This window comes from Enterococcus sp. AZ188 (genome assembly GCF_050544075.1).
Classification (GTDB): Bacteria; Bacillota; Bacilli; order Lactobacillales; family Enterococcaceae; genus Enterococcus_D; species Enterococcus_D entomosocium.
On the sequence record NZ_CP172943.1, the window covers coordinates 1,926,723 to 1,942,168 of the forward strand.

The following is a 15,446-nucleotide window of genomic DNA, read 5'->3' on the forward strand; positions in this document are numbered from 1 at the left end:
ATAGTTGTCATTCCGTTATTTTGTCGGTACTTCTTCCATGACATAGCCTTCGATCACGTCATCAACTTTAAGATCGTTGAATTTCTCGATCATCGCGCCACATTCAAACCCTAGCTTCACTTCTTTGACATCATCTTTGAAGCGTTTCAAGCTGGCAAGTTTGCCTTCATAGATAACGATGCCGTCACGGATCACGCGGACGCCACTGTCACGGCGAATACTGCCTTCCGTTACGTAACAACCTGCGATCGTGCCCACTTTAGATACTTTGTATGTTTCACGAACGATCATTTGACCAGTGATTTTTTCTTCGAATTCAGGATCAAGCATCCCTTTCATCGCAGTTTCGATTTCTTCGATCGCTTTGTAGATGATGCGATGCAAACGAATATCGACTTTTTCCGCTTCCGCTTGCTGTTTGGCTTGCGGTGTTGGACGGACGTTGAATCCGATGATGATGGCATTACTTGCTGCTGCTAGCGTTACATCACTTTCATTGATTGCACCAACAGCTGAATGGACGATGTTCACTCGCACACCTTCAACATCGATTTTCTTCAATGAAGCAGCTAATGCTTCAGCTGAACCTTGTACGTCTGCTTTGATGATGACATTTACTTCTTTCAGTTCGCCTTCTTTTAGACTTTCAAACAAGTTATCCAATGTCACACGACTGCTTGATGCGCGTTGCTCCATCAAAGCACGTTTTGCACGTTCTTCACCCGCTGCTCGAGCTGTTTTCTCGTCTTCAAAAGTAACGAAACGATCACCTGCTTGAGGCACATCATTCAATCCTGTGATTTCGACTGGTGTAGCAGGTCCAGCTGCTTTATCACGACGACCTAAATCATTCGTCATTACGCGAACACGACCGAAAGTATTCCCTACAACAATTGGATCACCTACATGAAGAGTCCCTTGTTGAACCAATAGTGTTGCTACAGGACCTTTTCCTTTATCAAGGCGCGCTTCAATGACTGTACCGATCGCCCGTTGGGTAGGATCAGCTTTCAAATCTTCGACTTCTGCTACTAAGAGGATCATTTCAAGCAATTCTTCAATGTTTTGCCCAAATTTCGCTGAGATTTCAACGAAGATCGTATCGCCACCCCAAGCTTCTGGGATCAACTCATGTTCACTTAATTCTTGCATCACATGTTGTGGGTTAGCACCTGGTTTATCGATTTTGTTTACTGCAACGATGATCGGCACTTTTGCTGCTTTCGCATGGTTGATCGCTTCCACTGTTTGTGGCATCACTCCATCATCAGCTGCGACAACAAGAATCGTGATATCGGTGATACTTGCTCCCCGTGCACGCATACTAGTGAAGGCCGCGTGTCCAGGAGTATCTAAGAAAGTAATTGGTTTGCCATTGATGTCGATTTGGTAAGCGCCAATATGCTGGGTGATTCCTCCAGCTTCACCACTTGTTACGCGTGAATGACGTAAAGTATCAAGCAATGTTGTTTTCCCGTGGTCAACGTGACCCATGATCGTCACAACAGGTGGTCGTGATACTAAATTATCTTCAATTTGTTCTTCTGCTTCGAAGAATTTATCGATGTCTGCGATATCCACTTGAACTTTTTCTTGTGGTTCGATTCCGTAATCGGTAGCAAGCAGTTCAATCGTATCTTTATCTAAAGGTTGGTTTTGATTGACCATAACCCCCATCATAAAGAGTTTCTTGATGATCTCTGCTGGTTCACGGTAGATTTTTTTCGCGATATCCGCTACGTTCATGCCTTCTGAATATTCCAATACTTCTGGTAGCTCACGGAATTTACGTGCTGGAACTGGCGGTTTCTTTTCCGTCTGCTGACGGCCTTTTTTGCCTTTTTTATTGAATTTGTTGCGATTGTTATTGTTGAAATTATTGTTGCGTCCACCGTAGTTTGACTTGCCGCGGTTTTGATTTCCTCCACGAGAATCATTCGATCCTTGCGGACGGTTATTGTTACGGTCTGCCCCTTGCGTATTTCCTGCAGATTGAGCGGCCGGACGGTTTTGTTGCCCTTGGTTATTTGGACGGTTTTGCTGTCCTTGGTTTGTTGGGCGATTTTGTTGCCCTTGATTATTCGGACGGTTTTGTTGTCCTTGGTTTGTTGGGCGATTCTGTTGCCCTTGATTATTCGGACGGTTTTGCTGTCCTTGATTGTTCGGACGATTTTGTTGTCCTTGGTTGTTTGGACGGTTTTGCTGTCCTTGATTGTTCGGACGATTTTGTTGCCCTTGATTATTCGGACGGTTTTGCTGTCCTTGGTTTGTTGGGCGATTTTGTTGCCCTTGATTATTCGGACGGTTTTGTTGTCCTTGGTTTGTTGGGCGGTTTTGTTGCCCTTGATTGTTACGATTCTCTTGGTTATTCACTCGATTATGACTTCCTTGGTTATTTGGTCTGTTACTTCCTTGACTGTTCGTGCGATCTACTTGTCCTTGACCAGCAGGACGGTTATTGCTTTGCGTAGTTCGCTGTTGACTTTGATTGTTATGACGGTTTTGGAAGTTAGGATTATTTCTTTGCGTTTTAAATTTCTTTTGTTCTTGTTTTTCCGGCTGGTTGGCTGGTTTCTGATTTGCGGGATTTGAGTTTGCAGATGTTTTACCATTTGGATTGCCGCCTAATGACTGCTGCAATTTTTGCGCCTCTCCATCTGAGATCGCGCCCATATGATTTTTGACATCAAAGCCTAAAGATTGTGCTTTTTCAACAACCTCTTTGCTCGACTTATTCCATTCTTTTGCAAGTTCATAAATTCTTTTTTTTCCCATGCAATCACCTTCCTAACCTAATATTAATTCCTGCACCTTCCTTGCAAATCCTTGATCTAAGATGCCAATGACCATTCTTGGTTTCCCAATGGCCGCACTGATTTCATCAGCAGAAAATGCATCTAGGAGCGGAATTTCGTAATAAGAACTTTTGTCCTTAATTTTCTTTTGTGTATTTTTACCAGCATCACTGGCGATAATGACTAAAGCAGCTTTCTCATTGCGAATCTCTTTTAAAGTCATTTCTTCACCAGTTACTAATTTCCCAGCACGCATGGCTAGTCCTAACATATTTAATGCTTTGGTTTTATTCATTTGCAAATAACTCTTTTCGCGCTTTTTGGTGCGTTACATAGTCCAATAGTTCTTGGTAAAATTCATCTGTCAATTTCGTTTCCAGCACTCGATCCAAGATACGCTTATCCCATGCTTTCTGGGCTTCAGCCGGTTCGATCGCTATATAAGCTCCCCGACCTGGCATTTTTCCTGTCGGATCGATGGAAACAACGCCTTCTTTTGAACGAGTGATACGAAGCATTTCTTTCTTAGGTAGCATTTCGCCTGAAATCACTGATTTTCGTAAAGGAATTTTTCGTTTTTTCATCACGATCTCACCTCAACTATTTTTCGTCAAACTCAACATTTTCATAATCATCCGCAGTCATGTCTGATGGAAGGATCGCTTCATCAACTGTTTCTGCAGATTCTGTTGCTTCTGTACTGATTTCTTCAGCAGCTTCTGAAGCATTGGCATCATACTCATCGATATAGTCGCCTTCATCCAGCTTCGCATAAAATTCTTCCATGTCTGTTTCTGATTTGATATCGATTTTGAAGCCAGTCAATTTGGCTGCTAGGCGAGCATTTTGTCCGCGTTTACCGATCGCTAATGATAGTTGGTAATCAGGCACGACAACAGTACAAGCCTTCGGATTATCAACATCAAAAATAACGTCGCTGACTTCTGCTGGATTCAACGCATTGGCGATGAAGATCGCTGGATCTTCATTCCATTCCACGATGTCCATGTTTTCGCCTTTTAGTTCATTGACGATCGCTTGAACCCGTTGACCTTTAGGGCCAACACAAGTGCCGACTGGATCGACGTTGGCATCAAAGGAACGAACAGCAACTTTGGCACGATCCCCTGCTTCACGAGCAATACTTACGATCTCTACAGTACCATCATATACTTCTGGCACTTCTTGTTCAAATAATCGGCGCAGCAAATCTGGATGGCTGCGGCTAACGAATACTTGAGGTCCTTTTGAAGTATTTTCAACACGAGAAACGAATACTTTGATCCGATCATGGGGTTGATAAAACTCATTTGGCATTTGGTCTTGTTTTGAAAGCACGGCTTCAATTTTGCCTAAGTTTACATAGATATAACGATTGTCTTGGCGTTCAACGATTCCTTGCAAAATGTCTTTTTCGTACGCACTAAATTCGTTATAGATAATGTTTCTTTCCGCTTCACGGACCCGTTGCAAAATGACTTGTTTTGCCGTTTGCGCCGCAATACGACCAAAGTCTTTAGGCGTTACTTCAAAGCGGATTTTGTCGCCGATTTCATAAGCGGGGTTGATTGTCATCGCTTCTTTTAATGAAACCTCTAGTTGCGAGTCCATGACTTCTTCTGTCACTTCTTTGACTGCATAGACGTGGATATTGCCTTTTTTCTGATCAAATTCTACTTCCACATTTTGTGCTTGCCCGTAATGACGTTTGTACGCTGAAACCAATGCCGCTTCCAAGGCATCGATGACAATCTCTTTTGAAATGCCTTTCTCTGCTTCTAATGCATCCAATGCATTCAACATTTCTTTACTCATGATTCTTTCATTCCTCCGTGTTTAAAATTGAATGGCTAAACGAGCTTTGGCAATATTTTTCCGGTCGATCGTTCGTTCTTTTTCTCTGGTTTTGATTCGGGTCTTCATAACTAGCTGATTTTCGTCGAATGACTGTAAAAAGCCTTCGAACTGTTTTTCTCCATCAATCGGTTGATATAAAGAAACATGAATGTACTCGCCGACTGCCCGTTGATAATCTGCTTCTTTCTTCAATGGACGCTCGGCGCCAGGGGAAGAAACTTCCAAGAAATAGGCCTGTGGAATAGGATCAGGTTCGCATTGGTCTAATTGTTCACTAAGTTGTTCACTGACAAAGGCACATTCCTCGATATCGATTCCGCCTTCTTTATCAATGAACACACGAAGAAACCAATTTTTCCCTTCCTTCACGAATTCTACTTCAACTAATTCAAATTTTTGCGCATCCAGAATAGGGGTCACTATATCTGTAACAGTTTCCACTACCGTACTCACAACATCGCCTCCTTTATTTCTCAACGAAACGAACTTCATTCCATTAAAAAGAGTGAGCGAAAAAACCGCTCACTCACTCTAAGTATCATTACATTGTAAATATAACACAATTTTCATAAAGATTCAACTACTGTCGCATGTTCCCTTCGCTTTCAGAAAAAAACAAAGTATTTTCTTAAAGATTTTTAATGCTTGGGTGAATGGCTGTTAGTGAATCACTTGACCAATCCGACGTAGTAGTTGTGGGAAAATGCTCTCTGGATCAAAGTCCATTGGCGCGTCATGTGGGAAATGAAGCCAGAGCCGACCACCATAAACCACTAGTACCAAAAGTGTCAATGTCACCCACAGGTTGTGACTGTAGTAAAGTTTGCTGATTTTCGGATTTTTTTTGAATAAAACAATTCCGAATACGATCGGCACTAACCAAAACAAGGGATGAAAATGCAGCGCACCTTCAAGATCACCCTGAAATAAGTGCAAATAGGCGCGCGTCATGCCACAACCTGGACAAGGAAACCCCGTTAACCATTTAAACGGACAAATCAATAATCTACCCAATCATCTGAATCAGACGAATCGTTTGTATTGTTAGATGAGGTCATGGCATTTTGATCAGCCGCTTCCCACATTTGGTTCATATCACCTTGTAAAATCGCCATGTTGATGAAATCAAAAGCAAACAGGCTCAAGACGACAAAAAGAATTTTGTTGTCACTCAGACGAGGCATATTCGCTCGTTGTTGTGCACTCATAAAGATATCCGCAATTCGGTACCACCAATAAATTTGATACAATCCACAAGTAAGGATCGTGAGTAAAATCGACGTTTCTGGCGAAAGACGATTATCCCCGCTGTATTCTGCCAGCTCTTTGGTTGTTTGGTACATCCAAAAGAATGTATAAATGCCACAAGTAATAAATGTTAATAAAATGACCGATACAACCGATTTCTTTCTAACTCCGTAATTATAATTCATCACAAACTCCTTCTAGTTTATTCCTTTTTATCACTTACTAATTATACACGATTTTATTCACAAAAACAAAAAAAATCTAATTATTTTATTTTATATAGATTAAAAAAGGTAAATAGCACCTGCTGAAAGCAGGTGCCTATACTATAAAATCATTCGTTTTCTTTGAACCAAAAGCTATGCTCGACTATAATTTTTCACTTCAGCAGCCATTGCATCAACAAACAGATTCAATTCTTCGACTTGGGTCTCCTTGCTGCCGTAGCGACGGATATTGACTGTCGCATCATTGACTTCTTGATCCCCAACAACAATTTGGTAAGGAATTTTTTGGGTTTGTGATGCACGGATCTTATACCCCATTTTTTCGTTGCGGTCATCCACTTCCACTCGCAGTCCTTGCGCTTGCAGGCGTTCTTTGATTTCGTAAGCATAGTCGCTGTGGGCTTCGACTGAGACCGGAATGATCGATGCTTGGATTGGTGCCAACCAAGTCGGGAATGCCCCTTTATAGACTTCTGTCAGGTAAGCCACAAAACGTTCCATCGTTGAAACGATTCCGCGGTGGATCACCACTGGACGGTGATTGTTTTCGCCATCTTCACCAACATATGTTAGATCAAACCGTTCAGGCAATAAGAAATCCAATTGGATCGTTGACAAGGTTTCTTCCATACCTAAAGCTGTTTTCACTTGGACATCTAGTTTAGGTCCGTAGAAAGCTGCTTCACCGTCAGCTTCAAAATAATCCAATTCTAATTCATCCATGGCCGCTTTTAGCATTGTTTGCGCATTTTCCCACATCGCATCGTCATCAAAATATTTGTCTTTGTTTTGTGGATCGCGATAACTTAAACGGAAACGATAGTCAGTAATATTAAAGTCTTCGTAAACGCCCACCATAAGATCCAGTGTCCGTTTGAATTCTTCTTTGATTTGATCAGGACGAACAAATGTATGACCATCATTTAAGGTCATTTCCCGAACCCGTTGCAACCCTGATAGTGCCCCTGATTTTTCATAGCGGTGCATCATTCCTAATTCAGCGATCCGAATTGGTAGTTCACGATACGAATGGATGTCATTTTTGTAAACCATCATGTGATGCGGGCAATTCATTGGTCGTAGAACCAGCATTTCGCCATCCCCCATATCCATTGGTGGGAACATGTCCTCGTGGTAATGATCCCAGTGCCCTGATGTTTTGTATAAATCCACGTTTGCCATGATTGGTGTGTATACGTGTTGGTACCCAAGGCTAACTTCTTTATCCACGATATAACGCTCGATCGTACGACGGATCGTTGCTCCTTTTGGCAACCAGAAAGGCAAACCCGCGCCGACTTCAGGGGACAACATAAACAATTCTAATTCTTTCCCTAATTTACGATGATCGCGTTCTTTTGCTTCTTCTCGTAAACGAATAAATTCCTTCAAGTCTTTCTTATCGAAAAAGGCTGTTCCATATACCCTTTGCATCATTTGATTATCAGAACTTCCACGCCAATAGGCTCCGGCTACTGATAACAATTTGTACACTTGGATACGACCTGTCGATGGGACATGAGGGCCGCGGCATAAGTCAACAAATTCTCCTTGCTGATAGGCAGTAATCGTTTCGTCATCTGGTAATTCTGTGATCAACTCAACTTTGTATGGATCTTCAGCAAAAAGAGCCAAAGCTTCCTCTTTTGTTAATACACGTCGTTCAATTGGCAGATTTTCTTTAATGATTTTCATCATTTCTGCTTCGATTGCTGGTAGATCTTCCGCAGTTACTGGGTTTTCCCCATTGTCTGTGTCATAGTAAAAACCAGAATCAATTGCAGGTCCTACTCCAAAATGGATCGATGGATAGAGTCTGCGCATGGCTTGAGCCATTAAATGAGCTGTCGAATGACGAAGTAAACCTAAGGCGTCTTCATGATCGGGTGTCACGATCTCAATCGTTGCATCTTCTTCGATCGGACGTGAAAGATCGATCAGTTGTCCATTGACTTTTCCAGCTAAGGCTTTTTTTGCAAGACTTTTCGAGATACTTTCAGCAATCTCTTTAGTTGTTACCCCAACAGCAAATTCTTTTTTTGCGCCATCAGGAAATGTAATAAATAATGACATATGAATGTCCTCCTTTGAATGATTTCAATCAATAAAAAAGTCCTAGTATCGGTTACGATACTAGGACGATCACTCGTGGTTCCACCTATTGTTCGAAAACAGAAAAAGTCTGTTTTCCTCTTCATGAGATAACGGTTCAACCGCCTCCGTTTCGACAGAGGTCTAAAAAAGTGGTCATCCTTTGGTTTTCTTCCAGGAAATTTTCAGCCAAGATTTCCCTCTCTTATCGAAGACTCTCAAACTCAGGTGTCTTTTTTATTGATCGATTATGGCTCAATTAAACCACTACCTACAAGAAAAAGCAAGAGAATTATTTCCAATCGCCATTCACAGCATAAGTTCCTTGCTTCATTTCATTGATGATGACATGGATATGCTCCTTAGGGGCACCCGTATTTTTATGGACCGCCTCAGTGATTTCTTTCATCATATTCGTCAGTTGTTCTTGCGAACGCCCTTCAACTAGTTCGACATGAATAAATGGCATACGATTTCCTCCTTTGTTTGCTTTTGATTATACACCTTTTTCAAAAAGACAAAAGCTATTCCCATGATTTCCAAAGAAAAACGTGTCTTTATTCCTCCTGATACACGACAGAAAACTTTTCACAAACGCATAGCATTTGATCGTGAAAAGACAACCCCGCTGAGGCATAAGCTCGTCGAAAAAAAGCTTCATGAACACGGCGCCAATAAGCCAAAGTGCGATCTCCTTCCCCTTCTAAAAAGGCAAACGCTGCTGTCACTTCATCAAATGGCACGATCGACACTGACTCTAAATAAAGAACAGCTCTTGGTACATCCGAACCATCTAAAAGGACACTATACGTTTCTGATTGTGGCAATGCTTCTTGCTCGATTTCATAGAGCGCAGCGGCGGAGGTCGTCGCTGTCTTTTTGCCAGCTAAAACAAGTGCTGCCAGTTCATCCGCCATTTCTGAAGTATCACCAAAGGACCAAGCATCTTCATAGGTCAGAGAAGATTGATTTCTTGGATTTGCTTTTAAAAACCGCTGCCAAAACGCTTGAATCTGACTGTCTTTTATTTTTGGTTCTCTGGTCTCATCTGCCAATTTTTTTCACTCCAATACTTCGTATATGTTTGGACATTCTCAGCTTCTTGCCAATCATAGGCCAACCCTAATTTCTCGCTGATTTTCTTTGCTTGCTTATCAAATCGTTTTTGCATCTTCAAAAGGGACTGACCGCAAGCAGTGATCGTGGAAAAATCAAGCAATGAGGTCAATTCCCGCCACTCCTTTTCCGTTAGAAACGACTGCAGGTATTTATGATTTTTCCCAGTACTCACCTGAAATTGCTGAGCATGGGCAACAAACAAATCTTCAATCCATAACAACTCTTGCCAACAAATGGTATATAAATGATCCGCAGCATAAATCAGCTGCTTTCGAAGCAGCCCTTTCACAACATACGTGCTTACCCACCAAAATTCATTGCAGTGTTCTTGAAAAGCGGCTTGGGTCGGGCGCTTGATCCAGTAATGCGAATGATTTGCTTGATTAGCAAAACTTAGTAATTGGTCTGGATCAAGCAGCGGCTGCAAGCCTGGTTCTTTAGCAAGACGATCGACCAGTGCAAGAGGACAAAGCATGAGATCGATTCGTGCTCCGTCTTGAAAATGCATTAAGTAGGTAAAACAACCACCCAAGCTGGGTGGATAAATCGTGCTAGCTTCCGGTGTTTGCCTGATCATGATTGATCCAAAGGCTTCTAACCATGAAGAATCATCGACCAAAGGCTGAATATCCTCCATCACGAAGACCACGTCAAAATCCTGCAAAATATCTTTTGGCGCCTGTGGATCGGTCCGTGAACCAGATAAACCGATGGCACGTGCCCCAACACGTTTCCCAACAGACAGGATCAATTGGCGCAATTCTGCTTCTTCTCTCACCTTTTCCACCTCTATTTCGTTTCGTTTTTGAACACCTAAGCTCTTTTTATAAATATTAGCATAGTTTCTTTTTTTCCACGACATTCACAGGGAAAATATGCTATAATTTTATGTCGCAATTTTTTTAAGGAGGATCCTTCGTGAACGAACGTCAAAAAGAACAACAACATGTCAATGAAACCATTGCTCTGATCCACAGAGAACAAGCGATCCTTTCGCAGCAAAAACAAGAATTAGCCGCTAAAATGGATGATCAATTAAAAGAAATCGCCGATAAGAAAATTCGCGGAGGCGACAGTGAAGCCTTTTATGAATCAGTTATCGAGTACCAGCAGCATGAACAAGAACTGCTGATCAAGTATCAAACCGCAGAATCACAAGAAAAACGCGTCAAAACCCTAACAACGATGGCAGGCAATCCCTACTTTGCTCGAATCGATTTCAAAGAAGAGCAAGAAACCGAGACCCTCTATTTAGGGATCGCTTCTTTACGAGACAAAGAGGAAGAAACGATCGTCATTGACTGGCGCGCACCGATCGCTAATCTTTACTATGAAGGAGAACTTGGTGAAACATTCTACGAAACAGACACCGACCGTTTTACGGTAGAGCTGCTCTTAAAACGCCAGTTTAAAATTCAAAATGGTGAGATCTTATCGATGGTCGATACTTCGGAGATCATCAATGACGAATTTTTATTGGAAATCTTGGATGAGGCCTCTTCTTCTCAAATGCGTAACATCGTTTCAACGATCCAAAAAGCACAGAACCAAATTATTCGTGATACCACCAATAAATTTTTACTGATCGAAGGGATTGCTGGAAGTGGGAAAACCTCTGCTTTATTGCAACGGGTCGCCTTTTTACTTTACCGTAATCGCAAATGGCTGGACGAAAAACAAGTCTTGCTGTTTTCACCCAATCATTTGTTTTCTGACTATATATCCATGGTCCTGCCTTCATTAGGGGAAAGTGAAGTGCCCACAAGAACCTTCCACCACTTTATCCAATTGATTCTGACTGGCTATGAAGTAACAAAAGAAACCCAACAAGAAGAGAACTTTTTACGCGGCGACGATGATGCCATTGAAAAAATCAAAAGTAGTCTTTTCTTGGTGGAAAAAATCAACCGTTATGTCCGTTCGATTGCACCGATCGGCCCCTTGTTCCGTGATCTAAAAATCCAAGGGCAAACCTATTTGACAAAAGAACAGATTCGCCGCTGGTACCAAGAAACCAATCATGAATTGCCGATTTACCAAAGAACCCAACTGCTTCAAACAAAATTATTAAAAAAAATCGGCGGCTTGGAAAAAGATGAAGCCAAAAAAGACTGGGTCAAAGAAGCGACCGAAGAGCAATTGCAACAAGTATTTACCAACGATCCTCATCAAGAATACAGCGAAGAAAACGAACGCCGTTTGCGGAAGAAACTCAGACAGCAGATCGTCCGCAAGAAATTCCGTTCCTTGACGCGGGGAGTGAAAAACTTTCAGTTTATCAACCAAGCCAAGCAATACTTACACTTTTTACAATCGGTTGAGTCTGCTGCAGTCAAAGAAACTGGCATCGAGGCTGCGGCTTGGCAGCAAAGTATTGCCAACATTCGCCAAGGAATGCGCCAAAGACAAATCAAACAAGAAGACGCCGTTTTGTTTTTCTTACTGATCAAACAGCTTTATCCTGTTCACGTCGAAGAAAAAGCTCGGTTTATCTTTATCGATGAAATGCAGGATTTTCCACCAGCACAAGTGGCTCTGCTGCGTCAGCTTTATCCAAAGGCTGGTATCACCCTGTGCGGCGATTTGAACCAAAAAGTTTATGGCAATGAAACGATCGTCGGAGCATTAGCAGAATTATTCCCCCACGAAAGCGTGAAACGTTATCAATTGAAAACCAGCTATCGTTCGACTAAGGAAATCACAGATTTCGCCAATCAATTTTTAGTTGGCAGTGATCAAGTGGAATTGACGGCTCGTAAAGGTGCGGTACCAACAATTGTTAAAGGAACTGAATCTGAAAATCTGGCTTTCCTAGAAACCAGTATTCGAAAGGCAGCGGAGAATCAGCGTTGGCGCACCGCGATCATTTGTAAAACCGCAAAGGATTGCCAGCAGTTATATGCCCAGCTGACAGAAACAATGCAGGAACAAGTGCAGCTGATCACCTCTGAAGAAGACTTCATGAAACGCAATGTCATGATCTTCCCGGCCTTTTTAGCAAAAGGGCTAGAGTTTGACCAAGTATTTGTCTGGACACCAGGTGCCACTTTCGCGACTGAACAAGACCAATTGATTTTTTATACAATGGCGACACGGGCGATGCATCAGTTGACCGTCCTTACCCAAGAAGAATTGCCGCTTCTAGTGAAAGCTGATCCTGCCACTTATCAGTTTCAAGAAGCATCACGGATTGACGAATAACCTAACAAAAAAACATCACTTTCGACTGATTCTCAAATGAAACCAGCCGATTGTGATGTTTTTTAGCCTTTTAATTCGCCAATAAATAAGCGGGTTTCTGGATAACGCATCCCAACGATTGTTAAAATCATCTGCAGCTCAGAAACGTGTTCCGGATCTTCTGGAACAAATAATTTTGTATGACGTCCGATACTGCCATTATCGATCAAACGATGGGTACGATTCCATTGACTAAATTCCTCGATCGTTGTAAAGCGACTAAGAGGAAAACCAGCACCGTCGAGAATTTCCGTCAATCGAAAAAGCACATAAGAACTATCGATCACCAATTCTTTTCTGTGAGGTAAAGCACGCGTTCGCTTATAATCAATAATTGCTTTTTCTGGTCGGTGTTCCAAAAGCCAATCCAACAGCATGAAGAACCCTTCCATTCGATAATCATCGATAAAGAGCCGTTCAGAGTATTCCGACATGCGAAAGACCAAAGGAATCAAGAATCGCTCTTTATAAATTAACAAGGGTGCGCGATCAACGACGACATTTAAATAACGATTCAAATAAGAAGAACCACGATAATCGCCTAGACGATACCCTTCCACCCCATACTTTTGATATTTCCGACAAAGAGCCGAGCAGTCAGAAATCGATACAGACACTTCTGCTAGCTTTTCAAAACCACTTAAGATTCGATTAAATGGCTCTAAAACGATTTTTTCTTCCATGTCTGCCCCCCTAACGAGTTGTTTGCTTATGTAGTAAATCATAACATATAAAATGTCTGGAAACCAACTGAAAAGACGATGAATATTGAAGAATTTTCAAGAGAAGTGCTTCTCGCTCTCTTGTTTTTTTCACTTGACTAAACAACGGAAGGTTGATGAAAAAAACACCAAAAACTGGCAGCCAGATCACCTCTAGGCTGCCAGTATGTCTTATTCTTCAGCGTCTGCCACATTGTGATAGACATTTTGAACATCTTCAAGATCTTCTAATACATCGATCATTTTTTCGAATTTTTCTAGATCATCGCCAGTTAAGGTTACTTCATTTTGAGGAATCATTTGCATTTCAGCAATTGAAAATTCGGTGATTCCTTTTTCTTTCAAGGCTTCCTGAATGGCATGGAAGTCACTTGGTTCACCGTGAACGATAATTTGTCCATCTTCTTCAACAACATCACGAACATCGATCTCTTTGTCCATCAAGTATTCTAAGATCTCATCGGCATCGTCACCAGCAAAGCCAAATAATGCTGTGTTATCAAACATATAAGCAACTGCCCCAGAAACACCCATATTCCCGCCGTTTTTACCAAAAGCGGCCCGAACATCGGCTGCGGTACGGTTGACGTTGTTTGTCAAAGTATCGACGATCACCATTGATCCATTTGGTCCAAATCCTTCATATCGAAGTTCTGAGTATTGTTCATCGCCAGAACCTTTGGCTTTTTCAATCGCACGGTCAATAATGTGTTTTGGCACATTGTAGGTTTTCGCACGTTCGATAACAAAGCGTAATTTTTGGTTCGCGTGAGGATCAGGATCACCCGATTTTGCTGCTGCGTAGATTTCGATTCCAAATTTTGCATAAACTCGGCTATTGTTTGCATCTTTAGCAGTTTTTTTCGCTACGATATTTGCCCATTTACGACCCATGATTTCACTTCGCTTTCTTGTTTTTAAAAATCCTTATTCATTATACTTGTCAAATGGCGTTCTGTGAAGCAATTTTCACTTATTTATCAATAAAAAGCGGAATTCTTCGAAAATTTTGTTCTGAGATTTGAGCATTCCCTTGCTGATAAATCTGGTCGATCCGCAATGACAAGCCGTAGCGCTGTGCTTCTTTCTTACCGAATTTAGCGATCAGCGGCAGGGTCAGCTCTTTTTTGACTTCTTTTAAATAGTGCTGCCCTTGCTTTGTATAGCCTAAGACTCGAATAAAGGGATGTGCTTGGGCTTCCTTCATTTCAGCTTTTGTCACTTGGAACAATACATAACAAGCAAGACGCTGCAGTCTCGTTTGGGTATAGCGTTTTGTCTTTAACAACTTGATAAAATCTGCAAACGAATCCGCCGCAGTCACATATTGTTTTAGTCGATATTCTAGTCCTTCTTCCATCTGGTAAATAGCAGCTAATTTTTCGAGGGGGGCAGAAATGATCTGGTATTGAAGATACGGCCAAAAGGCTTCCCAGTCGACTGTTGTTTGCGAAAGAAATTTTTGTGTTGCTTCAGGAACAAAATCCACAACAGCTTCACCTTGTTTGAGTCCTTGACGAATGGCTGTGGCACTAGCGATCGTTGGATGCTTAAATTGTTCTGAATGATAAGAGGCCGCAATTCGTTGAATGGGAACAAGCCTCATTGGTTTTTCATAACACAACACTTCCCGTGCATACGCCATACCCAACAGATGATTCGGCTGGTCTTTTTCTGCATGGTACTCAGGATAAAGCTCACTGAGGACCATACTCATTTTTTGACTATAGGTAGCATTTTGCCTAGCTATGCGTTGAAATGCGTCATCGATCATCCGCTGATTTTCTTTTTCAAACTGAGCGAACTTTGCATAGTCAAAGGGTTGTTTCGCATCTGTACCAAAACACAAAGAATCACATTGCAGATTTTGTAAGATCCTAATCGCTCCCGCTGCAAAAAAATCAGCAGACTGGACGGCCCAAGCGGATGGCAGTTCAACGACCAAATCGACGCCATTTTGCAATGCCGCTTGGGCTCGTTGCCATTTATCGATGATCGCCGGTTCACCACGCTGTAAAAAATTTCCACTCATCACGGCTACAATGACATCGGCGTTGGTTTCTTGCCTGGCTTTGTCCACGTGGTATTGATGGCCATGGTGAAAAGGATTATATTCTACGACTAGTCCGCAAGCCTTCATCGACATC

Annotated in this window: 15 protein-coding genes; 1 reads left to right on the forward strand and 14 read right to left on the reverse strand. The window is 42.0% G+C overall.

Features of this window, described 5'->3' with window-relative positions; genetic code table 11:
- Positions 1 to 15: 15 nt before the first annotated feature.
- The 11 genes from infB to IGI86_RS09005 form a co-directional block, all read right to left on the reverse strand.
- The gene (infB, locus tag IGI86_RS08955; RefSeq protein ID WP_061054241.1) at positions 16 to 2,775 is read right to left on the reverse strand and encodes a translation initiation factor IF-2; all 2,760 of its coding nucleotides are present in this window, start codon (positions 2,773 to 2,775) and stop codon (positions 16 to 18) included.
- Between the two features lie 12 nt (positions 2,776 to 2,787).
- Positions 2,788 to 3,090 carry a YlxQ-related RNA-binding protein gene (locus IGI86_RS08960; RefSeq protein WP_005235626.1) on the reverse strand — a complete coding sequence of 101 codons (303 nt, stop codon included), beginning with the start codon at positions 3,088 to 3,090 and terminating at the stop codon, positions 2,788 to 2,790.
- Positions 3,083 to 3,379: an RNase P modulator RnpM gene (gene rnpM, locus IGI86_RS08965; RefSeq protein ID WP_005225922.1), complete on the reverse strand. Its 297-nt coding sequence runs from the start codon at positions 3,377 to 3,379 to the stop codon at positions 3,083 to 3,085. Before rnpM ends, IGI86_RS08960 begins: the two co-directional genes overlap by 8 nt.
- A 16-nt stretch (positions 3,380 to 3,395) precedes the next feature.
- The gene (gene nusA / locus IGI86_RS08970) at positions 3,396 to 4,610 is read right to left on the reverse strand and encodes a transcription termination factor NusA (protein WP_008378144.1); all 1,215 of its coding nucleotides are present in this window, start codon (positions 4,608 to 4,610) and stop codon (positions 3,396 to 3,398) included.
- A gap of 21 nt (positions 4,611 to 4,631) precedes the next feature.
- Entirely contained in the window at positions 4,632 to 5,105 is a 474-nt protein-coding gene (gene rimP, locus IGI86_RS08975; RefSeq protein ID WP_008378146.1) for a ribosome maturation factor RimP, read from the reverse strand.
- 207 nt (positions 5,106 to 5,312) lie between these two features.
- Positions 5,313 to 5,666 (reverse strand): DUF2752 domain-containing protein, encoded by a 354-nt coding sequence (locus tag IGI86_RS08980; protein WP_034695542.1) that lies wholly within the window; start codon positions 5,664 to 5,666, stop codon positions 5,313 to 5,315.
- On the reverse strand, positions 5,651 to 6,085 hold the full coding sequence (locus IGI86_RS08985) for a DUF4234 domain-containing protein (protein ID WP_008378150.1): 435 nt from the start codon (positions 6,083 to 6,085) through the stop codon (positions 5,651 to 5,653). The genes IGI86_RS08980 and IGI86_RS08985 overlap by 16 nt, the downstream gene beginning before the upstream one ends.
- 174 nt (positions 6,086 to 6,259) lie before the next feature.
- The gene (gene thrS, locus IGI86_RS08990; protein ID WP_005235617.1) at positions 6,260 to 8,200 is read right to left on the reverse strand and encodes a threonine--tRNA ligase; all 1,941 of its coding nucleotides are present in this window, start codon (positions 8,198 to 8,200) and stop codon (positions 6,260 to 6,262) included.
- Between the two features lie 310 nt (positions 8,201 to 8,510).
- Complete coding sequence (locus IGI86_RS08995) at positions 8,511 to 8,687, reverse strand: 2-hydroxymuconate tautomerase (RefSeq protein ID WP_005225916.1); 177 nt, start codon at positions 8,685 to 8,687, stop codon at positions 8,511 to 8,513.
- 88 nt (positions 8,688 to 8,775) lie between these two features.
- Positions 8,776 to 9,273 carry an ASCH domain-containing protein gene (locus IGI86_RS09000; protein WP_005235615.1) on the reverse strand — a complete coding sequence of 166 codons (498 nt, stop codon included), beginning with the start codon at positions 9,271 to 9,273 and terminating at the stop codon, positions 8,776 to 8,778.
- The gene (locus IGI86_RS09005) at positions 9,243 to 10,115 is read right to left on the reverse strand and encodes an aminoglycoside 6-adenylyltransferase (RefSeq protein ID WP_042890922.1); all 873 of its coding nucleotides are present in this window, start codon (positions 10,113 to 10,115) and stop codon (positions 9,243 to 9,245) included. Before IGI86_RS09005 ends, IGI86_RS09000 begins: the two co-directional genes overlap by 31 nt.
- A gap of 140 nt (positions 10,116 to 10,255) precedes the next feature.
- Between IGI86_RS09005 and helD the strand changes: the two genes are divergently transcribed.
- Positions 10,256 to 12,538, forward strand: a complete 2,283-nt coding sequence (helD, locus tag IGI86_RS09010; RefSeq protein WP_086373031.1) for an RNA polymerase recycling motor HelD — start codon at positions 10,256 to 10,258, stop codon at positions 12,536 to 12,538.
- Positions 12,539 to 12,600: 62 nt separating this feature from the next.
- On the opposite strand, the gene IGI86_RS09015 is transcribed toward helD, so the two are convergent.
- The 3 genes from IGI86_RS09015 to IGI86_RS09025 form a co-directional block, all read right to left on the reverse strand.
- Complete coding sequence (locus IGI86_RS09015) at positions 12,601 to 13,260, reverse strand: hypothetical protein (protein WP_008378159.1); 660 nt, start codon at positions 13,258 to 13,260, stop codon at positions 12,601 to 12,603.
- 210 nt (positions 13,261 to 13,470) lie between these two features.
- Complete coding sequence (locus IGI86_RS09020; protein WP_005225911.1) at positions 13,471 to 14,193, reverse strand: YebC/PmpR family DNA-binding transcriptional regulator; 723 nt, start codon at positions 14,191 to 14,193, stop codon at positions 13,471 to 13,473.
- A gap of 79 nt (positions 14,194 to 14,272) precedes the next feature.
- A complete protein-coding gene (locus IGI86_RS09025; RefSeq protein ID WP_061054242.1) occupies positions 14,273 to 15,439 on the reverse strand; it encodes a nucleotidyltransferase in 1,167 nt (388 codons plus the stop codon).
- Between the last annotated feature and the right edge of the window lie 7 nt (positions 15,440 to 15,446).

Bases quoted from the DNA above. Each gene is read 5' to 3' on its own strand.
- infB (WP_061054241.1), bottom strand. From the start codon at position 2,775: ATGGGAAAAAAAAGAATTTATGAACTTGCAAAAGAATGGAATAAGTCG.
- IGI86_RS08960 (WP_005235626.1), bottom strand. From the start codon at position 3,090: ATGAATAAAACCAAAGCATTAAATATGTTAGGACTAGCCATGCGTGCT.
- rnpM (WP_005225922.1), bottom strand. From the start codon at position 3,379: ATGAAAAAACGAAAAATTCCTTTACGAAAATCAGTGATTTCAGGCGAA.
- nusA (WP_008378144.1), bottom strand. From the start codon at position 4,610: ATGAGTAAAGAAATGTTGAATGCATTGGATGCATTAGAAGCAGAGAAA.
- IGI86_RS08985 (WP_008378150.1), bottom strand. From the start codon at position 6,085: ATGAATTATAATTACGGAGTTAGAAAGAAATCGGTTGTATCGGTCATT.
- thrS (WP_005235617.1), bottom strand. From the start codon at position 8,200: ATGTCATTATTTATTACATTTCCTGATGGCGCAAAAAAAGAATTTGCT.
- IGI86_RS08995 (WP_005225916.1), bottom strand. From the start codon at position 8,687: ATGCCATTTATTCATGTCGAACTAGTTGAAGGGCGTTCGCAAGAACAA.
- IGI86_RS09015 (WP_008378159.1), bottom strand. From the start codon at position 13,260: ATGGAAGAAAAAATCGTTTTAGAGCCATTTAATCGAATCTTAAGTGGT.
- IGI86_RS09020 (WP_005225911.1), bottom strand. From the start codon at position 14,193: ATGGGTCGTAAATGGGCAAATATCGTAGCGAAAAAAACTGCTAAAGAT.
- IGI86_RS09025 (WP_061054242.1), bottom strand. From the start codon at position 15,439: ATGAAGGCTTGCGGACTAGTCGTAGAATATAATCCTTTTCACCATGGC.